The 21145-nt window shown below is 60.2% G+C and carries 16 protein-coding genes; 3 read left to right on the forward strand and 13 right to left on the reverse strand.

The annotated features are described in order from the left end of the window. Positions 1 to 2 precede the first annotated feature (2 nt). The 6 genes from ACQE3D_RS22490 to ACQE3D_RS22515 all read right to left on the reverse strand — a co-directional run bounded on the left by ACQE3D_RS22490 (position 3) and on the right by ACQE3D_RS22515 (position 9390). Entirely contained in the window at positions 3 to 851 is an 849-nt protein-coding gene (locus ACQE3D_RS22490; RefSeq protein ID WP_313730389.1) for a VPLPA-CTERM sorting domain-containing protein, read from the reverse strand. A gap of 248 nt (positions 852 to 1099) precedes the next feature. Beyond that, positions 1100 to 3130 (reverse strand): methyl-accepting chemotaxis protein, encoded by a 2031-nt coding sequence (locus ACQE3D_RS22495; RefSeq protein ID WP_313730388.1) that lies wholly within the window; start codon positions 3128 to 3130, stop codon positions 1100 to 1102. 135 nt (positions 3131 to 3265) lie between these two features. Beyond that, complete coding sequence (locus tag ACQE3D_RS22500) at positions 3266 to 5053, reverse strand: sigma-54-dependent Fis family transcriptional regulator (RefSeq protein WP_313730387.1); 1788 nt, start codon at positions 5051 to 5053, stop codon at positions 3266 to 3268. A gap of 97 nt (positions 5054 to 5150) precedes the next feature. Beyond that, positions 5151 to 7817 carry a hybrid sensor histidine kinase/response regulator gene (locus ACQE3D_RS22505; protein ID WP_313730386.1) on the reverse strand — a complete coding sequence of 889 codons (2667 nt, stop codon included), beginning with the start codon at positions 7815 to 7817 and terminating at the stop codon, positions 5151 to 5153. Then, positions 7796 to 8260 carry a hypothetical protein gene (locus tag ACQE3D_RS22510; protein ID WP_313730385.1) on the reverse strand — a complete coding sequence of 155 codons (465 nt, stop codon included), beginning with the start codon at positions 8258 to 8260 and terminating at the stop codon, positions 7796 to 7798. The genes ACQE3D_RS22505 and ACQE3D_RS22510 overlap by 22 nt, the downstream gene beginning before the upstream one ends. After that, on the reverse strand, positions 8257 to 9390 hold the full coding sequence (locus ACQE3D_RS22515) for a hypothetical protein (protein ID WP_064024933.1): 1134 nt from the start codon (positions 9388 to 9390) through the stop codon (positions 8257 to 8259). Before ACQE3D_RS22515 ends, ACQE3D_RS22510 begins: the two co-directional genes overlap by 4 nt. A gap of 770 nt (positions 9391 to 10160) precedes the next feature. On the opposite strand from ACQE3D_RS22515, the gene ACQE3D_RS22520 reads away from it, so the two are divergent. Together ACQE3D_RS22520 and ACQE3D_RS22525 are read left to right on the forward strand one after the other, a co-directional pair. After that, entirely contained in the window at positions 10161 to 10340 is a 180-nt protein-coding gene (locus tag ACQE3D_RS22520) for a hypothetical protein (RefSeq protein WP_168028295.1), read from the forward strand. Between the two features lie 50 nt (positions 10341 to 10390). After that, entirely contained in the window at positions 10391 to 10552 is a 162-nt protein-coding gene (locus ACQE3D_RS22525; RefSeq protein ID WP_157197825.1) for a hypothetical protein, read from the forward strand. A 103-nt stretch (positions 10553 to 10655) separates the two neighbouring features. On the opposite strand, the gene ACQE3D_RS22530 is transcribed toward ACQE3D_RS22525, so the two are convergent. From ACQE3D_RS22530 to ACQE3D_RS22550, 5 genes are all read right to left on the reverse strand, one after another. Beyond that, positions 10656 to 10787, reverse strand: a complete 132-nt coding sequence (locus ACQE3D_RS22530) for a hypothetical protein (RefSeq protein WP_313730384.1) — start codon at positions 10785 to 10787, stop codon at positions 10656 to 10658. 331 nt (positions 10788 to 11118) lie between these two features. Continuing rightward, positions 11119 to 12012: a formylglycine-generating enzyme family protein gene (locus ACQE3D_RS22535; protein WP_313730383.1), complete on the reverse strand. Its 894-nt coding sequence runs from the start codon at positions 12010 to 12012 to the stop codon at positions 11119 to 11121. A 254-nt stretch (positions 12013 to 12266) separates the two neighbouring features. Next, positions 12267 to 15272, reverse strand: a complete 3006-nt coding sequence (locus ACQE3D_RS22540) for a formylglycine-generating enzyme family protein (protein WP_313730382.1) — start codon at positions 15270 to 15272, stop codon at positions 12267 to 12269. Beyond that, positions 15269 to 16228, reverse strand: coding sequence for an AAA family ATPase (locus tag ACQE3D_RS22545; RefSeq protein ID WP_313730381.1), 960 nt, complete (start codon positions 16226 to 16228; stop codon positions 15269 to 15271). The genes ACQE3D_RS22540 and ACQE3D_RS22545 overlap by 4 nt, the downstream gene beginning before the upstream one ends. Positions 16229 to 16257: 29 nt before the next feature. Continuing rightward, positions 16258 to 17595 carry a TIR domain-containing protein gene (locus tag ACQE3D_RS22550; RefSeq protein WP_313730380.1) on the reverse strand — a complete coding sequence of 446 codons (1338 nt, stop codon included), beginning with the start codon at positions 17593 to 17595 and terminating at the stop codon, positions 16258 to 16260. A gap of 345 nt (positions 17596 to 17940) precedes the next feature. Between ACQE3D_RS22550 and ACQE3D_RS22555 the strand changes: the two genes are divergently transcribed. Further along, on the forward strand, positions 17941 to 18372 hold the full coding sequence (locus ACQE3D_RS22555; protein WP_313730379.1) for a hypothetical protein: 432 nt from the start codon (positions 17941 to 17943) through the stop codon (positions 18370 to 18372). A 218-nt stretch (positions 18373 to 18590) separates the two neighbouring features. Here the strand turns inward: ACQE3D_RS22555 and ACQE3D_RS22560 are convergent, their stop codons facing one another. Both ACQE3D_RS22560 and ACQE3D_RS22565 read right to left on the reverse strand, forming a co-directional pair. Next, positions 18591 to 20444, reverse strand: a complete 1854-nt coding sequence (locus ACQE3D_RS22560) for a hypothetical protein (protein ID WP_313730378.1) — start codon at positions 20442 to 20444, stop codon at positions 18591 to 18593. A 47-nt stretch (positions 20445 to 20491) separates the two neighbouring features. Continuing rightward, positions 20492 to 20926 (reverse strand): putative lipoprotein, encoded by a 435-nt coding sequence (locus ACQE3D_RS22565; protein ID WP_064026690.1) that lies wholly within the window; start codon positions 20924 to 20926, stop codon positions 20492 to 20494. Between the last annotated feature and the right edge of the window lie 219 nt (positions 20927 to 21145).

Below are 21145 nucleotides of genomic sequence, written 5' to 3' on the forward strand. Positions count from 1 at the left end.
GATCAAGCGACCGCAGCCCCACGCCGAGCCAATCCGCCCAACCAGGCTAGACCGACCAAGCACAGCCCGCCGGCCGCCGGCAACGGTACCGCGCCGACGTAGTAATCGCGGTTGTGGTATGAATAGCCATATTGGCCGTTATAGGTTGTGTTTTCTACGTACAACTCCCGCTGCATATCGTCGGCGGCAAATTGCAGCACCCAGTTCGCGCCGTCCCACGCATAATTAACACCAACCAGATGCAAGGCTTGGTAAGTTCCGCATCCCTCGGATATGCAAACCAGAAGCGGCTCGTCGGCCACCAGATCGCCAGCTTCGACGCTACCTTCCGAATTCAGCGCCACGCTGCGATAAGCCCCGCCGGCCGCCAATGCCTGATCGTTCAACTGAAAATTCAGCACATCCGGATAGGTCGTGTCGCCAAGATGCATCAACACGGACTTGTCCACGGGTGTCACGTGCTCAAAGTACAACGCCGCGCTCCCGCCGCCCGCGCCGTAGCGCGAAGCCAGCTTCAGCCAAACCGTCCCGGCCAATGGCGTGCTTTCGTTGATTTGCGCCTGGGCCGCGGCTTCTTGAAGATTCAACACCGGATAATCCGAAATATCGACCGCGGCGGACGGCGCGATCAGCGAATAGCGCAGCAAGTAACCGTCGAAGGTACCGGCCTGATAGCGAAACGCGGCGATCCCGGCCAAATCGAAATCGCTTTGGTCCACGACGCTGCAATCGGCCTCCTGCAGGCAGTCCTGGATAGCCGACGGCAGCGACTGGAGGTCGCCGAGCGTGGCCGCTTGCAGCGGCGCGTGCAGCCAGCAAAATCCGGCGACAATTGATAATTTCTTAAGCATGTTCCACTCCTGTTGATGTCCTTGTTCGAATCGGTATGCCCACCGCTGTGTTCGGCGCCCGCCGATCGCTCTAGCAGGCCAGACCAGTGTAGAGTCATTCCGGGCATTCCGCCAGCGCCCCGCGAACATCCGGTTCCATCAAGAATCGGCCACGATGAAAAACCGGGCAGGGAGGGAGTTTGGCCGGGATTATCGGCGTTCCGGCGCGGGACATCCGCGCCATGTCCGACGCCGTCCATGACAAGGGCTTAGCCGCGATAGGTGGACGCGTGATTAAAGAAGTCGAAGCAGGTTTTCAAGCCGTTAACCGCCGCCGGCGATAGCGATTCCGGGAACTTGACGCCGTAATGATGTTCGTCGTCGACGACTTTATACCAGACGATCCGGCAATCCAATTCCAGCGGCGCCTGGTGCGCGTACTGATCGATGTTGTCGTACGGAATACGCAACTGAACGGCGATGGTTTCATTCTCCCCGCACGGCAGCGGCAGCGGTAAACGCAGACAAGCACCACTCATGCTGAAATCGGCGGTAACCCCGTCCAGACTTCTATTCTTCGCATCGATATGCGCCAGTAGATAATGGCTGGTGCGAGGAAACCGGCGGTGTTCATTGGGGATGGGCGTCGTTTTCCTGTTGGCATCGAAACTGAAATGCTCCAGCATGGCCCGCAATTTTTCGGTAACCACATACAGGTCGTCGCTGACGGTCCGGGTGATATGCACTTTGGATTCGTTTTGACCCAAGGCTTCGAACAAAGCCTCGACACGGGTCTGCAACCGGGACACGTTGTCCAGTTGATTGCGGGTGACGTCGGATATTTGTTGCGCGGTCGACGCGTTTTCCTCGATCTGGCCGACAATCCGGTGTATCACCACGCTGGTCGACTCGGCTTTTTCCATGCCTTGTTGAGTGGCCTGAATGATCGACGTCATCGCTTGAGTGTTTTCTTCGATGATCTGGGTCAGTTCGGCGATAATGCCGGCGATTTCGGCGGTCGCGCCGGACGCGTTTTGGGCCAACTTCCGCACTTCGTCGGCGACGACGGCGAAACCGCGGCCGTACTCTCCGGCCCTGGCCGCTTCGATCGCGGCGTTGAGCGCCAACAGATTGGTTTGCTCGGTGATGTTGCGGATGGTCGTGGTAATGTCCTGAATTTGCCGATTAGCCTGACGCAACGCATTGGTTTTGGCCTCGGCGCTTTCCACTTCGCTGACGACCCGCCGCATCTCGTCGAGATTTTCGCTGACCGCCAATAGCCCTTGTTGCGCGGTGTCTTGGGTTTCCAAGGTGCGCTGGCGAATGGTAAGCGTAAAGCGCTCCACTTCCTCGGTGGAAGAGCGCAACGCATCGGTCGCCTGCCTTACTTCGGTGGAACGGGCCTGCTCGGAACGATTGGCGTTGGAAATATCGCCGGAGATGTTGGAAATCTGATAGGACGATTGGCCTATCTGCTTACTGGCCATGCTGATTTCCCGCATGTGACTGGCCAGGGAGGCGCCCATCATCTTCATGACCGCCAATAAACTCGCGCTATCGTGTCGCGCGGTTCGCACCTCGATATCCAAATGGCCGCCGGCAATCGTCCGGGCAATGTCCGTCGCGTAGCTGGGTTCGCCGCCCAGCACCGCGAACAGTCTGCGCATCAGCCAATAATTGGCCAGTACGATCAGCAACAAGGCCAGTCCGGCCACCGTCGCGCTGACGGCGAACATGCGGCTTTGCATGTCCCTTTGCCGTACCGATGCGGCATTGACGCTTTGTTGCAAGCGCTCAGCCAACTGGTCCAGACTCGTGGCCAAACTGGCCGAAGCGGCATCGAAGCCGTCGTTCGGCGCTTTCATGATCAGATTGCCGGCTTCGCGGCCATCGCGAAAATAGGCATTGGCCATGCGTTCGCCGGTGGCATACAGATTTTCGGCCGAGCGATCGGCATCGTCGATCGCCGCGCGCAACTCCGGCAGCATCGTCGATAACTCGGCAAGTTCGACATGCGCGGCGGATTTTTCTTCCCGCGCTACGCCGTAATCGTCTTCACCGACCACCGACGCATCGGTCAGGAATTGTTGTATTTGCACGACGTGGTAACGCACATCCTTGAACGCCAACGACGCACGCATCAAGCGCTGGTTGTCGGTTTCGGCGCTTTGCAGTCCCTCGTGGGTGATCCAGACCACGGCATTCCCAACGATTAGAATCAACGCGACGCCGGCGGTCATCGCCACCAGCAATTTGCGCAACGAAAAAGCTTCGGTCCCGGAATGGCCGTTCCCAGTCATAGTGCAGAGCCCAATTAAAATGCGTCGAGAATATCAGCGAACAAGTGTAGTCCGAGAAAGCCGAGTCGCTAAAGCGACCTGCCGACGCACTAAGGGCTTAGTCCGCCGAACCGGGCTACGCCTAGCCGATCACCGTTAACGCGGCAGCGGTTTAACGATACCGAGCCTTTCCATTCGCGAGCGCAGCGTCGTGGACGGCACGCCGAGAATTTTGGCGGCGCCCTGATTGCCGGCGATCCGCCACGAGGTAGCGTCCAGCGCGCGCAGAATATGGGCGCGCTCGGCGTCGTCCAGCGTCGCGATCGGCGCGTTGGCCTGCACCGCACCGCCGCTAGCGTGCACGCATTCGACGTTGGCCAGTTGCGAACCGTTGGTCAGGATGACCGCACGCTCGATGATGTGTTGCAATTCGCGGATATTGCCGGGCCAAATGTAGCTTTGCATATCCGACATCAAACGCTCCGGAATCGCGGTGATTTTCTTGCCGAACTTGGCCGCGTATTTGTTGATGAAATGCTTGACCAACGGCGGTATGTCTTCCTTGCGTTCGCGCAGCGGCGGCAAATGGATCGGGAACACGTTCATCCGGTAATACAAGTCGGCTCGGAATTTCCCTTCCTGGGAAAACTGGGCCAGATCGCGGTGGGTCGCGGCAATCACCCGCACATCGCACTTCAAGGTTTGAGTGCCGCCGACCCGCTCGAATTCGCCCTCCTGCAACACGCGCAGCAGTTTGGCCTGAATTTCCAGCGGCAATTCGCCGATCTCGTCCAAAAACAAGGTACCGCCGTTGGCCAGTTCGAAACGCCCCAATTTGCGGTTGATCGCGCCGGTAAACGCGCCTTTCTCATGGCCGAACAATTCGCTTTCGGCCAAATTTTCCGGGATCGTCGCGCAATTCAGTTTGACCAGCGTCTTGGATTTGCGACCGCTCAGATTATGAATGGCCCGGGCGATCAACTCCTTGCCGGTACCGGTTTCGCCGGTAATCAACACCGTCGCGTCGGTGGCGGCCACCTGCTTGACCAACGCCATCGCTTGGCGCAAGCCGACCGAATTGCCGATCAACTCCTCGCCGTCACGACTGGCCAGCACTTCTTCCTGCAAGTACAGATTAATGCCGCGCAAGGTGTTGCATTCGGCTTCGGCCTCCTCGCGGGCCTTGCGCTCGTTAATGTCGCGCAGAATCAGGATATACAACTGCTGGCCGGCGGCTTCCACCCGCGATATCGTCGCTTCGATCGGGAAATTGCCGCCATCCGCCCTGACCGCCGCCATCCCTTCGGAAAGCCAGATGGCCTGCTTGTCCGGTACGCCGTTACGAAAATTGGTCAGGGTTTTGTTCAGTTCCGGCGCTAAAAACCGGTCGACCGAGCGGCCTATCGTATCGGCGGCCTGACAGCGAAACATTTGTTCGGCGGCCGCATTGAACAGCGTGATTCGGCCCGCCTGGTCCAGCGTCAGAATCGCATCCATCGCATTTTCGAAGATGCGCGACAAGCGCTCTTCCTTTTCCTGCAACTCCAGTTTCAGCTTTTGCAGCGTCAGATGGGTTCGCACCCTCGCCAGCACTTCTTCGTGCTGAAACGGCTTGGTGATGTAATCGACCGCGCCGACGTGAAAGCCTTTGACCTTGTCGGCGGTATCGGCCAGCGCGGTCATGAACAGCACCGGAATATCCCTGGTCGCCGGAATCGCCTTCAAGTTTTCGCAGGTAGTGAAGCCGTCGATGCCTGGCATCAACACGTCCAGCAGAATCAAATCGGGGCGCTTGGCCACCGCCTGATCGACCGCCGCGTCGCCGGTTTCGGCGCTCAACACTTGGTAGCCGGCGTCCTCCAGCAATGCCGCCAATTCCACCAGATTGATCGGATTGTCGTCCACCAACAGCACGCAAGTGGCGGCCGCTAGATCGTTGTTCATGTCAATCCCCCCTGCGCCCACCGTTTACCCGCCGGGCCGGCGGCTCGCCGAGGAATCGCTCGGCGCGTTTCGATGAACGTATCTTCAAACGTAAACCTCATTGCGGATTTTCGCTCAAGTATTCCCGAATGGCGGGCTCCAAACGCGCGCCGGCCTGTTGCAGCAACGCGAATTGGGCGGCCGCGTCGGCAAACTCCGCCGCCTGACCCTGGAGTTCCAGTTGCTGAGCGATCTTACCGAAACCGAACGCACCGATGCTGTTGGCCGAGCTTTTCAAGGTATGCGCCGACATCCGCAACTTGGCGGCGTCCTGGCTGTGAATCGCGCTTTCAACGTCGGCCAACAATTGCACCGATTGTTCCTGGAACATCGTCATCATTTTGCCCAGCAAGTTCTGGCGACCGCTGACGCGCTGCAGCGCTTCCCGCCATTCCAAGGCCGGTTCGGCCATCGGCTCGGCCACGGCGACCTCGCCCTCTTGATCGGTTTGCGCCAAATCCCAACGCTCGACCGTCGCCAGCAATTCCTGCTCCTGCACCGGCTTGGAAATATAGTCGTCCATGCCGGCGGCCAGACAGCGCTCGCGGTCGCCCTTCAACGCGTGGGCGGTCATCGCCACGATGCGCAGGTGCCGGCCGCTGTCGCGTTCGGATTCGCGAATCGCCGCCGTGGCCTGAAAACCGTCCATCACCGGCATTTGTACGTCCATCAACACCAAATCGAAGGGCTTGCCGGTCGCCAGGATGTCCAGCACTTCACGGCCGTTGTTGGCGACTTCCAACTTATGACCGCGCTCTTCCAGCAGCACCACCGCCATGTATTGATTGACCGGATTGTCCTCGGCCAACAGGATGCGCAGCGGCCGGGGCGGTTGGGCCAGCGCCGGCGGCGCGCTATCGGCGAAACGGGCTTCGGTTTGACTCAGCGCGGACTGGATCGCGTTCCACAGCTCGGAATGCTTGACTGGCTTGCGCACGTATAAATTGACGCCCAAGTCGCGGCAGCGCTCAAAGTCGTCCGGCCGGTCCGCCGACGACAGCATCATGATCGTGACCGGGTCGAAGCGGTGATCCTCGCGGATGCGTTGGGCCACGGTAAAACCGTCCATCATCGGCATCATCGCGTCCAGCAGTACCATCGCGTAGCGTTGACCGCTATCGGTGGCCCGCGAGCAGCGGAGCGCATCGATCGCCGCCTGGCCGTTATCGACGGTAGTCGGCAGCATGCCCCAATGGCTCAGGGTTTCCGAGAACACCCGCAAATTGATCAGGTTGTCATCGACAATCAGCACCGGCAAGCCCTTAACGTCGATTTCCGGCACTTGGACGTCGTCAGCCGCCCGAACGTGGCGCTCGAATACCGCCGTGAAAAAGAAGGTACTGCCGCGATCCAGTTCGCTTTCCAGAGCCAGATGGCCGCCCATCAATTCCACCAGCCGCGACGAAATCGACAGCCCCAAGCCGGTGCCGCCGAATTTGCGGGTCGAGGACGCGTCGATTTGGGCGAAGGCCTCGAAAATCAGGCGCTGCTTGTCGGCCGGAATGCCAATGCCGGTATCCTGCACCGCGAAGTGCAGACAAACCCGCTCGGCGTCGTGGTGTTCGGGCTTGACCTGAACCACGATTTGGCCGTGCTGGGTAAATTTGATCGCGTTGCCGACCAAATTAATGATGACCTGGTTCAAGCGGCCGGTGTCGCCGATCAAATCGTCGGGCACTTCCGGATCGATGCGCAGCATCAACTCCAGGCCTTTTTCGTGGGCGTGGCCGGCCAGCAACTTCAAGGTATCTCCCAGACTTTCGCGCAAGCGGAACGGCGCGTGGTCCAGCTCCAGTTTGCGGGCGTCGATTTTGGAAAAGTCCAGAATGTCGTTGACGATGCGCAGCAAGGCATCGGCGGAACTGTTGGCCATCGCCAAAAACTCGCGCTGGCGGGGCGTCAAGTCGGTCCGCAGCGCCAAGCCTATCATGCCGATGATGCCGTTCATCGGCGTGCGAATTTCGTGGCTCATATTGGCCAAGAACTCGGTCTTGGCGCCGGCGGCCTGCAAGGCCGCGTCGCGGGCCGACAACAGCGCCTGGCGCATTTTTTCCAGATGTTCGGCCAAGGCCGCGACTTCGGTGATCCGGGTGCCGGTGCTGAAACTGCCGGTATGATTGCCTTCGGCGATTTGCTCGGCTTCGTCGCGCAACCGCTCCAGCGGCAGCACCAGCTTGCGGCCGAACAAACCGACCACCAGCAAGGTCAAGCCCATGTAAGCCGCGACAAAATAACCGCTACGCTGGTAAATCGTGTAAATCTCGCGACGAATCTGACTTTCGTCGAAACCCAGCCGCAAGGTCGCCGATTGGCCGCTGTCGGCGCTGACCGGCACCGCGACAAAGTAAATTCCGTCGCCGTGTTCGCCGAAGAAAAAATCCTCCTGAAACGCCTGCCGCGCGTTCAAAGCCACGTCGGCATGGACCTGCCCCTGTTCGGTGGCGATTTCGGCATAGGCCAGCCGGCCGTTCAGCAAAAATTCGCCCAGCAAGCCCTGCAATTCGCCGATGTCGCCGCGCGACAATCGCGGCGACACCAGATTGCCGAACATCAATGCGTCGGAGCGCACCTGGTTGACGAATTGGGCTTCCATGCTGGGCTTGATGACCCGATAAATACCGAACAACAAAATCGGCACCAGCAATAAATGAATGCCGACCACCGCGACGATCATTCGACCGTTAAAACTATTAAAAAAGCGGCCTACTCGAGAGATCCTTGCCATAGTACGTTAACGGATTTGATGCGTTGGTTTGCCTTCACCTGATCTTCCCACAAATAAGTCACGGTGCCGGGGTGTTGTTGCAAAGCCTCGACCAGATGCTGGTAATCGTCGTAGCGCTCCGGCCGTTTGCCGCCCAGGCGGAACACCACCGAGATGGTTTGGTTTTCGTAGGCGGTCGCCGACATGAACGCGACTTTTTGCAGAAAGACTTGATAAATCAAAGGATCGCTGGCATTGACCAGCGGCACCGGATGCTCGCCCTCTTTTTCCAGCGGCACACCCAGAAACAGTTTTCGGGCTTCCTGAACCGTCAGTGACGGTACCGCCGAATCGATGCTGGTCGCCAATACCAGGGACTGCCGGCTGATCGCGCCGGACCGCGCCGCGCCGAACAGCAGAGCCGCCGCCAAACTCGACCAAAATAAAGCGCGCCGGAGTCTCATGGAAATACCGCGCTCCACTGAAACATCACCTGGCCGTAACGGTCGTCGCGGATATGATCCTGCGAAGCTTCCACCTTCAGCGCCATATTGCTGTTGACCCGGTAGCGCAAGCCACCCAGCAGCCTGTCCCGCACGTAGCGCGGAAACAGCGCCAAATAAGGATCGTTTTGACCGCCGCGCGTGCCTTCGATCCGGCCGATCAAGGTCCAATCGTCGGCGAACGCCCATTCGGCTTGCGCGTAGGCGTTAAAGAAACTGCCGCCGTTACGCAAGCCGGCGTCGTGCTCCAGGCGGCTGTTGGCGTAGACCACTTCGCTCAACAGATGCACGCTGTCCTGTTGCCAGTTGGCATAAGCGCCGGCCACGAATTGCTTCACTTCGCGCACGTCGTTGAGGTCGGACGGAATCTCGGTATAGGCACCGGAAATACCGAACTCGTTGACGCCGAAGCTAACCGGCTGGTACCCCAATCGGAAAGTGGCGCCCGGCCGATGCGAACCGCCCGGCTCGATCACGTTGAAGGCCGACAAACCGCGCTTCAGATACGGTCCGGCGCCGGCGCCGACCGAGTAATACAGGCCGGCTTCGTCGAATTGATGCACGCCTTCCCAGAACAAACCGGTCAAATGATTGGGAATCACGCCGCCCTGAGTTTCGAAGGCCATGATACCGGGCCGGCTGGCGGTGTTCTGCAGAAAAGCGCCGTGATGGTACTGCATGTTCCAATAGCCGATCGGGTTGTGAAAGCGGCCCAGCCACAAACTGGACTCGCCCAAGTGCAAACCGAACTGAATCCGCTCCAGGTTGTGAGTCTTGGTCGACACCAGCCACTCGCCCAGAAAGCGAAATTGCTGGTAATCAGCGGTGTAAAAGAAGTTCATCTCCGGGATCACTTCGCTGTTGGCCGGTTTCTTTTTCGGGCCTTGATCGTAGCGGTCGATCACGGTCACGGCCGGGAATAACAGCATCTCGCCCCGGAAATCGCTGGAATCCGGAATCGCCAATTGTTCGGCATGACTGTGCCCGGCGGCACGGGCTGTCTGAGGAAACCCGCTCGGGCCGGCCAACAACAGTAGTCCGGTGTAACACCAGGCTAGGCGGATTCGAGTGATGAACGATCGGTTTCGCATGCGTTTTTGTTATTAGGCGGGTAATCCGGCATTCCATTGCTGGCGTTCTGTACGGCACCTGATTTTAAAGTCAATAGAATTTAGCACAATTCGCTAACAACTCGACGATATTTCGTAGCTCGCCGAGCCAATATCCTAACGAGCACGCTCTCTTTTCGTCCCGAAAAGTCAACCTCAAGGCTGAGGGAATAGTTTTAGCAGCGATAGCCGGCGTTGCGAAATCGAAGTATCGGTACCAAGTCCACCGACTTTCAGCGTAAAGTGGGCGATGGATTTCGCCGAATCGCGTTTGCCGAGGCCGAATCGCATTGGCTGAGCGGAGCTGCGTTGACTGAGCCGAACCGCGTTGGTTCAGCGGAGTCGCGTTGGTTCAGCGGAGTCGCGTTGGCTGAGCGGAGTCGAAGCCCACGCATTCGCTATCGAGCGGTTTCAGCTACCCTCAGCCCAACCCAATCGCCCCCTATTCGAACCCGACGACTTCATCGCCCAGACCAAAGCAGGTCGCCCTCCGGCGAAAATTCGGCGCAATCGGCATCGGCGGGACACGATATTTCGTATGCGTTACGAAATCCGGTAACCCTTTTCTCCGCCGACAAGCGTTTTCATCTAACCCGGCTACCCACACAAACACACAAAATACAAAAATATCAAACAGTTAAAAAATACCCAGCATTTCGGTCAAATTTGGCACTCGTCTTGCGTTAACAGTACCGACAGACTTAACCAGTCTTCCAGACTATCGACAAACTGACATCGAGAGAGAAACCGCCATGAAAACCCAAGCCAAAACCAAATGCTGCCGCCGTTGCGGCACCCGTTTATCCCGCTGCGAACAAATCTACCTGGAAGGCGATCTGTGCGCGCTGTGCGACCAAATTCTCAGCGAAGCCATGGACATCTTCACCGCGCCGCGTCCCAAAACCAAGGGCGTGCCGGTACGCCACCTGTAACGCGCCCTATCCGGCGCTCGCTGCCACCAAACCATTTTCGGAGAACAACCATGCCGCTCGACAAAATAGCCAAGACCGCCGCTCTTGCATTCAAACGCTACGGGATTACCGCCATCATGATCGTGATCGGCGTGTTTCTGGCGACGATGAACGCCCCGGCCGCCACGGCAGACCAACCGACTGGCCAGAAGAATGTGAAAACCAGCACATAAACCGGCAAAATTTAACGAATTCAAGCGAGTAGACCTAACGATTGAAACGGGTCCGGCTAGACTCTAACTCAAACGGCACGTCGCTCCGATTCGCGTCGAAGCGTCACCGGCCCGAAGCAACATCCACCGATTCATCCAAGGACGACAGCCTTAAGGCGACCTCCAAGCGGCGGCCGCCTTTTTTTTGCGCCCGGTTCGCCTGGGCCGACAACCAGCCCCATTGCACGACAGCCATTCGCCACGCGTGGTCGGAGTACAAACCTAGGTTTGTACTCCAGTGCGCCAAACCGGTCGGCGCGTCTAAACCTCGGGGCTCGCTCCGCTGGCCCAACCCGGCGATCCCGCCGGGACACTCGCTGCCTCACCGGGCCGGATGGACATCAGGCATAGCCGAAAGCCTTGATTGCTCCTAACATAGGCGGGGTGAACACCACGGAGGCCGCCTTTTTTAACGCCCGGTTTGCCTGGGCCGGTCGCCATCCCACAGCGCACGACAGCCATCCCCCACGCGTGGTCGGAGTACAAACCTAGGTTTGTACGCCAGTGCGCCAAACCGGTCGGCGCGTCTAAACCTCGGGGCTCGCTCCGCTCGCCCGGCCCGGCGATCCCGCCGGGCCACCCGCTGCCGGACCCGGCCGGATGGACCTCAGGCAAAGCCGAAAGCCCAGGCTGCTGTCGGCGTCGCCGGGCCGGACCGCGAGGCGGCTGGCCGAGCGCGACCCCCTCCCCCTGGCTCCGTTGTTCCAAGAGCCGCCGCGAATCACACGGGGTAAATCTTGGCCCGTCGGCCCGAGCGGATCGATCTGCATTGCACTGTAGTCGCGCCGCCCATCCTTACACCACTCCCATACATTGCCATGCATTTCGTACAAGCCCCACGGGTTGGCCGGCAGGCTTTTGACCGGCACGGTCCGTTGCCGGTACTCGCCTGGCTCGCCGCCGGCATACGGAAACTCTCCGTCATAGTTGGCTTGCGCCGGCGTGACGTTGGTGCCGAAGCTAAACGGCGTGGTGGTGCCGGCCCGGCAGGCGTATTCCCATTCCGCTTCGCTGGGTAAATCGGCCTGGCAACCGGGCAGTAACACTTGCAGTTTTTCCAAAAACTGTTGCACGTCCAGCCAACTGACCGACTCCACCGGCCGGTTAGGATCATCGTTGAACGCACTGGGGTTATTGCCCATCACCGCCAGCCACAAGGTCTGGGTACAAGCCGTGTCTGCAAGCCAGAAACCCTGGCTAATCGTCACTGGGTGTTGCGGGCCCTCGTCGCTAGACCGCTCCAGCTCGTAGTCCGGCGAGCCCATCCAGAAGCTGCCGGGTTCGATCCAACGCAGGATTTGCGTCAGCGCCTCGGCCCCACCATCAACCACGATGGCCGCCCAAAGCCCATAGCGATCATCCCCCCAGACATTGGCGAACGGCGGCGGAAACGGGTCGGGGAAGCGGGCGGGGTCTGTCATCGCGAATTACCGGGCTGGAAAATTGGTCGGTGACCCATGCAACGTGGAAGAGGCTTCAGTCGCCGCTAAAGCGCCTCCTACGGGGGCCGACGGCACTCGCAACGCGGAAGAGGCGCCTGCTAAAGCCGGCGGCAGCCGTTGCGGTTTGCCGGCCGGCAGCGGATAGGCAAAAACCGGGGGTGCATCGATCGCGGTTGCGCGGGGGTTAAACTCGTGTTGCGGCTGCAGGGCCGGTATCGCGAAAAAGTGCAGGGTCATGATCGGCGTTTCGGTTTAGGGTCCGGTTTGAAAATCGCGGCCAGTTTGTCGGCAAGCCAGCCCCGGCCAGTCTCACCCACCCGAGGCGCGCGGGGGCTCGCTCCGCTCGCCCGGCCCGGCGATCCCGCCGGGCCACCCGCTGCCTGACCGGGCCGGATGGACCTCAGGCAAAGCCGGAAGCCCAGGTCGTTGCTGGCGCTGTCGGGCCGGTCCGCGATGCGGTCGGCCGAGCGAGACCACCTGGCGTGGAAGTCCCAGGAGCCGCCGCGAATCACACGGGATTGATCTTGGCCTGTCGGCCCGAGCGGGTCGGTTTGCGCCTGCGCGCTGTATTCGCGCCGACCATCCTTACACCATTCGTAGACATTGCCATGCATTTCGTACAAGCCCCACGGATTGGCCGGCAGGGTTTTGACCGGCACGGTCCGTTTCCGGTACTCGCCTTGCTCGCCGCCGGCATACGGATAATGGCCGTCGTAGTTGACTTGCGCCGGCGTGATGTTGGCGCCGAAACTAAACGGCGTGGTCGTGCCGGCCCGGCAGGCGTATTCCCATTCCGCTTCGCTGGGTAAATCAGCCTGGCAGCCCGGCAGCAAGGCTTGCAGCGTTTCCAGAAACTGTTGCACGTCCAGCCAACTGACCTGTTCCACCGGATTGTTCGGGTCGCTTTTGAAATGACTGGGGTTATTACCCATCACCGCTAACCACAAGGCTTGGCTGCAGGCGGTGTCGGCCAGCCAGTAGCCCCGGCTGAGCCTCACCCAGTGTTGCGGGCCTTCATTTGCTGCGCGCTCCGGCTCGTCGTCCGGCGAGCCCATCAAAAAAGTCCCCGGCTCTATCCAGCGGAAGGATTGCGCTGCGGTGCCATGCGGGGTGACCACCAGCAACTCGGCCAATACGCCGTATTCGTCCAGATAGTAGGTCACGCCGGAGGCGTATTGGCCTTCCTGAAAGATGCGCCCTTGGTCCTTAACATGCGGGGCCAGCGATTTGCGGAGCTGCTTTTCGACCAGCACGTTTTGGCCGTTCGGGCCTTTGACCACTTTCAAGTCGTCATCCCGCCATCGCCATTCCTTACCGCAAAAGTCCGGCGCTACGACGGTCAGACAACTGGATTCCACCAACCAAGCCGCCGCCCCTCGCGGCCTGCCGACCCGCACCAGTTTCAAGGTCTCGCTGCTGGTGGTCAACGTGATTTCGTTGGCGTCGTTCAGGCTGCAAATCCGCGCGGACACCGCAGGCAACGGTAACCAGGCGCTACGCCCGGCGCAATCGATCCGCACGCCGCCGCTGTCCACGCTGAGCGGATCGCCGAATGCGGTTTGCCTGGGCGGATTCGCCAGCACGGGCTTAAGCGTGATCGCCTGTTGCCGGGCGTCGCGGACCAATCGACAAGGCACCGACCCGACGCCGCGCAAACCGGCCAGCACGGCCGGATCTAGCCAATCCGGCGCGCTCGACAGGTCGCCGGTCGCCTCGGCAATCGCCGAAACCAACGGCGTCAACAGTTGCGGGTAGGTTTCGCCCATGCGCCGGTCGGCGCGCTTAACGATGTCTTGCGCAACCTGCCACCAGACCCCGGCGGTTTCGAGCGCATTCGGCTGAGCCAGGGTTTTCGCCAGTTGTCGCATGAAGGTTTCGGCGGCTTGAGCTCTTTGCCGCGCGGCTTTCGGTAAATCCGCGTCGTCGCACGCCGTATGCGCCCGCCACAACAAGGTTTCTTCGTGATTCAACACCGCACGCAAATGGGCATGGTGCTTAAAGCGCAGTGCTTCCAGAGCCAGATGGCTATTTGCCAGGTGTTCGGAAAAGTACGCCAGGTGGCCGGCTTGGGCTTCGCTACGGATATTAGCGGCCGCGCCGGCTTCGACGTCGGCATGGCACCAAAACGCGCCTTCCAAGCCGGCGTTCAGCGGCGCACGCGGATTGAGTTGGCGCATCGCCCGCAGCAAGGGCGGATCGACGCGGCGGGTGACGGCGGCCATCGCCAGCAGCTCGGCCAAGCCGGCCGGCTCGGCCAGGCCGCCGCCGAAGGCGCGTTCCGGGTGCATCCGGGCGTCCGGACTCCAGCGCAACAGCGACAGTGCCTTGGGCAAATCGCGGTCGAGCTGGTCCGCGCCCAGCGGCAGCAAGGCCCAGGGCCGGGTTTGCGCTTGGCTCAATTGGCCGATGAAGCGCAGCCACGCGTGATGGGTGGACGACTGCGCGCCTTCCAGCAGGCCCAGGTCGCTGACCAGCAACACCGGCGTGCCGGCGGCCGGCATCCGCCAAGGCCGTTTGGCCGGCGGCGGGCCGTGGCTGCGCTGTTCTTCCAACCAGTCGCTCCAGGGATTCAGCGGCCCGTGGTTGACGATGCGCAGCGAGATGCCGCTCTCGCCGCACTGGCGAAGCAAACGCTCGGCCAGCCGGTGCATGTCCTGCCGGTAAGGCCACAGCCGCTGGCAAAAATCCAGCACCACCACCCATTGCGGATGCCAGGTTTGCAGACGCCGGCGCGGCAAATGGCGTGGCAATCGCTGCCCGGCGATTTGCCGGACCAGCGTCGAAACATCCAAACCACCCAATTGGTCGTGGGCCAGATGGCGTTTCAAGGCCGGCAGCAGGCGAGCCTTGGGCACCAGGTCTTCATAATCGACCAGTCGGCGTTCGGCCAAGGGTTTGGCGTCGTCTTCGCTAATCGGCTCGACCGCAAGTCGCGGCGTTGGGTCCGGCTCGACGGCCGGCGGCTCGCGGGTGTGCCGTTCGGCTACCACGTGCGCGAACGGCATTTGCAGCGGGAGTTTATAGGGGCTGGCCGAGATCGCGGCCGGCGGGTTGCGGTCCGGTACGACCAGGTTTTCCACAGCGAGCGCCGGCTCGGCAGGCGGTTGTTCGCGGTAGGCCAAGCCGTGTTCGCCGGCGTCGTCCAACACCAACAGCGGGCGCGGCGCGGCCGCCAACAGCCGCAGCAGATCGGCGCGGGCCACTGCGCCTTGGGCAGGCGCAAAGCCGGCAGGTTTCACTCGGCGTCCGCCGCCGGCTGGCTGGCGGCTCGCGGCGTGCGGCCTTGATCCTGTTCGGCATGCTTGACCAGCGCGTAGGCGCCCAGGCGTTGCAGCCAGTCGATTTGGCTTTGCTGGCGTTGTTGCGGGTCCGCGATGGCTTCAGTCAGTTCGTGCAACGCGGTCAGCAAGTCGATGTACTCAGCCAGACCGACTTTCGGATAGCCGGCCGATTCGGCCACTTGCCGGTCGGCCAGCACTTGCTCGGCGGCCTGCAAGCGGGCTGCGTCGGTTATCGCCAGATGGCGATGCACCCGGCCGCGCTCGATCAGCCAATCCTTGAAGGCCCCATCGGCTTTGGGCGGATTCAGGTTCAGCACCGCGCAGCGGCGGATGAAGGCCGGCGGCAGTTCGCGTTCTTCGTTGGTGGTGATGACGATCAGCGGCCAGCGCCGGTCGGGCGCGCGCACCGTCAAATCGGCCAGTGGCGGCACCTCGAAGCTGCGGTTGCCGAGCACGTCCAGCAAGGCGTTGGGCAAGTCGGCATCGGCCTTGTCGATTTCGTCGATCAGCAGTACCGGAATCGCATCGGCGTGGTCTTGCAGGCATTGCACCGCTTGCCACAAGCGGCCGGGTTTGACGTATTTTTTGTTGGTCTTGTCCAACTGTTGGATTTGCGCATCGGCCAGGCGCTCGACCACATCGACCCGGTACAGCAAGTCCAGGGCCTCGAAGCGCGGATGTATCACTTCGACCCAGGGTTCTCCTCCGTTCAAATGCCGGGCCGCCGCCCGCGCGATCTGGCTCTTGCCGCTACCGGCCTCGCCGCGCACCAACAACGGCCGCCGCGCCGCGAACGCGAAAATCAACGCATCGATTTCCGGCTGGCTCCAGTAGTGGCCGGCGGCGGGGAAGCGGTCGCTGGACGCTAATTCAACAGCGGATTTTTCCACCAAATTTAAGAAAGGGTTCGTCATTTACAATTTCCTATCGCTTGTAGGTCGGGCTAGATGTTTTCCATCAGTTCCCATAATTCGAATATATGCGCGATCAGCGTGTTGGCATCCATTGCCAGTATTTCATTGCAGATTTCTTTGGACGGTAAGAATAAAGGCAAACTGTAATTCTTAGAAACCTCAACAGCGACGCCGGATGGCGGCGAGCCGCGCACCACCAGGGCAAGGCTCAAGTTCCGTTTTTTGATGTCTTTTATTCGGTTTTTTAACAAAGCCTTTTGTTGATCAGTCAGGCCATCAGAATCCAAACACAGTTGAGGGCTGAGTTTGGAGTTTTTGAATAGTGCGTTAAATACCGCGCATTCCAGCGATCCAGTCAGGTTCTCGCCATTGGGTAAGGCGTCGGTGTCGAGCACCCATTCCGGTCTTGGTAAGCTTGGAATATCGGCAGGGTCCGGCGCCTTCAGAATTAGCGTCCCGCCGAACAGCGCATTGACGATGACCGCGCACACGATGTTCTGATCATACGGAACCTCAATGACCTCGGCACCCAGACGTTCCATATTTGCCTTGGCGACTACCGCATCCACCGCTTGACGCGCCGCGATACAGTAAAGCAAAGCAGCCGCCTCTTCCGCCGCTGTTCTGTTCAGAGTTGGCGGTTGTTCCCGTAACGCCTCCCGAACCACAAAGAAGAGCTCGCCGATTTCGTCCTCCCCGCTACGACTTGCACAAAAGAACCGAATTAAATCCGCCGGTTTTCGAAGGGTTGGAACGCTCGAAAAATATTGGGGAAGGAATTTCTGAATACTCTGGACGAAAGATTCTGCTTCTTTAGTTTCCAACTTTTTAAGGGTTGTCGCGTCATGAGCGCAGACGGTTGGAGACGGCGTTGGAGCGACTTCTGATGCAGCCTGGAAATTTAGGTCTTTGGTGTAATGATCTTTGGGCTTGCTTTCGTTGAGCGCCAAACGTCTTAAAATCTTAGTGGCGAATTGCTCGGGTGACTTATCATCAAGCTCTGTGTAACCCGCATCGTACAGTTCGGCAATTTCCGCGCGGTCAAACCGAGTCAACATAACGTCGTCGTCACGGCGCTTCTTTATCAGATCGAATATGGCGTCCCATTCCAATCCCGGCCATTCTTTCTGTAAATAATCTTGGCAAAGAACAACAACGACCAAATCAGACTCATCGTGATAAAACCTAGGTAGATAGCGCCCGAGTCTTGCCCGACTAAATTCTTCCTCATGATATTCGTCATACAGGATTTTCTCTTCGCCAAACCTCTCCGCCAAGATCCGAGCGGTCTGTTGGACAAAATCGCGCTTTTCGCCAGCGAACGAAAAAGCGATGCGAAAACGTTTGGGAGGAATGTCGGTGACCATGACGCTGAAATTTCCTGGATTCGAATGGGCCGCATTCTAGCTCAAGTCTAGCCAGCCCGATCGGTTTACAGCCCGGCCTATACTCAACCCCCTCCGCGCTTTTTTTAACAGACTACGGAGAGGTTTACGGCAGCGCTCGCTCGGCCAAAATCCAGGCATCGCCCGCCGCAACGGCCGATCGAGTGAATACTTCACAGACAACGCGGGACTTGGGCTTATACCCTAAGTTGCGAGGCTAGGCCGTCGCGTTGGCGAGTTTAGTTTCCGTTGCTCGAATCTTACCGACGCGATGCAACGCTCATCACGCCCTGAAAACCCAAATTTTGCTTTTGACGAGGTATCACGATGAACAGATTAGCTGGCGGGATATTGTCCTTACTCTTGATTAGTCCGGTGGGCATGGCCATGGAAAGCAATGGTTGGTGTGCGCCGGAATTCGCTAGCTGCGACGGCGGCGGAGACTTTGGCGGCTGGAGCAGCGGCGGTGGTGATTTCGGTGGCTGGGGCGGCGGAGGTGGCGGCGGAGGTGGCGGCTGGGGGGACGGTGGCGCTTCTTGGTTACCCGGTTGCCGCGATTCCGCCGATTACAATCTGGCTCGCGCTGCCAAGTCTGTCGCGACCCGTTGCCAAAACGACGGCGGCGAGGTGTATCTCGATGGGGCTAACGGCTGGATATACGGCGTGGAGTGCACGATCGACGGGGTGTCGGACTACACCAGCCTGGGCACGCCGGCCGAATGCTATATCTCGTGCGCCTATGACGGCAGCTGTCAATAACGAGTCTAAGCAGCCGTTCGACGCAAACCTAGGCTAGGCTAACCGCTGATCCTAAAAAAAACCGTTCGAACGCGTCAATCCGTTCGTGCCGAGTTTGTCGAAGCACGAACGGATATTAAACCTCGCCCATTTGGCGAGCATTCCAAATCCCGCCTACCCATCGGCTGGGCTCGGAACGGGGTTTGGAATGCTCGACTGATTTTTCTAGGCTGATCCACTCACTCCGCCGCCGCGTCGGCGAGCGCATCGGCGTCCGGTAACAAACCGGGAAACGAGCCTTTGCGGATGTTGAAAAACACCAGTTCGGGCAGGCTGACGGCGGCGCCCTTGAGGCCGTTGCGCAGATTTCGGCCGCTGTCCCAGGGCCAGCTCAACAAGCCGAGCGCCGCCTGTCCACCGGCGGCGGCCAGATTGAAGCCGGCTTGCAAGGGGCGGGGCCAGACCGCATCCTGGGTGAAAAACACGAAGACCGCGTCGTTGCCATGCCAAGCGTACACCGTCGAAGTCAGCGCATTGGATTCGCGTAACGCCACCCGCCAGGCCGGCTCGGTTTGGTATTGGCGGTTCAGTTGGCGTTCGCGATACGGCGGTAGGCGCTCGCTGGCAACTACCCGGTAGCTGGCGCCAACGCTGTCGTAAGCCGCGAACGGAATCCGGTTGGCGCCGCTGTCGTCCAGATAGCCGCCGAGCAGCGTCCGCGAGGCATCGGCCAGCGCCTCGGCCGATCTCGCGCCGCCGGTTCGGCCGACCGTGGCGTTGAGCATCCGAAACAGCTCGGTCACGCAATTACGGCCGAGCAGGTCGTAACGGTACAACTCGGTCAGTTGCGCGCGGTATTGGTTCAGGCGCCGTTCGGCCAGCGCCAGCTCGGCCGCCAGTTGCTCCGTTGCCAGCGGCAAGCTGAGCAATTCGGCGGCGGCGGGCTTAGCCGGCGTGGCTGTCAGTACCGCCAACGGTTTGGGCGGCGTTTGCCGCAGCGGCTCCGCCACTTGCAGCAGTGCGGTGGCGCCGCGTTCGATTTCGGCGTAACCGCGTTCGTCCAGCGCCTCGCCGTCCGTCAAACGGCGGCTGGCGGCGGCGAGCAAGGCCCGGCCGTATTGCAACGCGACCGGTAAATCCGCTTCGGCCAAGGCCGGCGCGGATTCCCGCTGAAGGCTGCGATCCAACACGCTCAGTTCGCCGGACGCGATGCTGGCATCCAGCGCGTGCAGTCTGGCCATGCCGACCAGCAGCGGATAGCCCCAATCCGGCCGCCGGCTGTCGAGCAAGGCTAATAGATCGGCAATCAAGTTTTCCCGAAAGCTCGCCAAGGTCCGAATTTGCGCCGCGTTTAAGGCCAGCTCGGGCAAACGCGCTTGCAACAGCGTCTCCGGGCGCGGCGACAGACCGGCTTGCAACACGTCGAGCGCGGCCAGATTCAGCAGTTGGTTTTCGTAACGTTGTCCGAAGCTAAGTTCGCCGACCTCGAAGCGTTCGGCGGAGATTGGCGGATTTTGCGCGGGCCGGGCCGGCGTCAGTGCATGCAGTTGTTCGCGAATCCGCCGCCGTTTGGCAGCTAAAAAGTCCGCGCCGTAACGGTCCGCCGCGAGTTGCCGCAACTCGGCCAGACGCGGACTGGGCCGATCCGCCGGCATCGCTTGGGCTGGGCGGTAGCGTTCCAGAAAATAGCCCAAGGCCTTCAACGCCAAACTCGGCCGGACCTCCTCCGGTTCGAGCAATCCTTGCAGCAAATCGCGGTCGGCCGCCAGCGCGCGCAAGCGGTCGAAATGCTGGGTCTGTATCAATTGCGTGCGGTTGAAGACTTGTTGCAAGTCCTGGAAAAACCCTTCGGATACGGCTATGCGGTGGCTGTGTATGGCGCGGTTTTCTTGAAAGCCGTAGGCAAAACGGAAGGCGGCGAAATCGTCGCGGTACAGGCGCAGCCAGCCCGGTTCGACATGCTGAAAGTGATAGACCGCGTCGTCCAGGCGAAGCGCGGCGTGGCCGCCGCTGGCGCTGCCTTCGTTGGCTTCGATGTACAGAAACTCGAACTCGCGCGCCGCTGCCGGCGCGGCGATTGCCAGGCAGATCAATGCCGCCGCCCAGCTTCGGCGGCGGCTTAAGCCAACGTCGCGGCGATTTATTTTTTCAGCCCGTCTTCGATTGCCTGCTGCTTCATCGGGTCCTTGCCGCTCAGGCTTTCGGTGAAGGCGGAGATTTGCGGCTTGCCGAGATCGGCTTTTTTCAAGCCGCGGCCTATGCCCAGATAACTATGACGGTCGGCTTCCCAGTTGCTGATGCCGTATTTGTCGGCCAGTTCGCCGACGTGGGCGCGGAAGGTATCCAGCGAGCCGGACGAGCCGACCACGAATTCGGCGGTGTAGTCGGCGACCGAGTCTTCGAACTTTTCCTGGTCGGTGCGCGACGAGTCGGAACTGGAGCTGATCGGGCTGGACGCCATATCGGATACGCTGCCGGAGCTGTCCGACGAGCTTTTCGAACTGTCGGAGAACGAACAGGCCGCCAACAGGCAGGCGGTCAGGCTGGACAAAATCAATGCTTTTACGGGTGTCATTTGCGGGTCATCCCAGATTGCCGGAGTGGCCGCCAGTATACCGGTTGGCTCGGCAGGATTTAAGCCCTCTGGTGAAAGTCGCGGGAGCCGGTGAACCTTTGGCTATTCGCGCGTTTCGATCGGTGCCAACGCCAGCGGCTGGCTGAACCATAAGCCGCTGGCTGAGCGGAGTCGAAGCCAGCCGTTCACTTCGACTCCACTCAGCGAACGGCTTAAAAC

The sequence above is a fragment of the Methylomonas sp. MS20 genome (assembly GCF_050275925.1).
GTDB lineage: Bacteria > Pseudomonadota > Gammaproteobacteria > Methylococcales > Methylomonadaceae > Methylomonas > Methylomonas koyamae_A.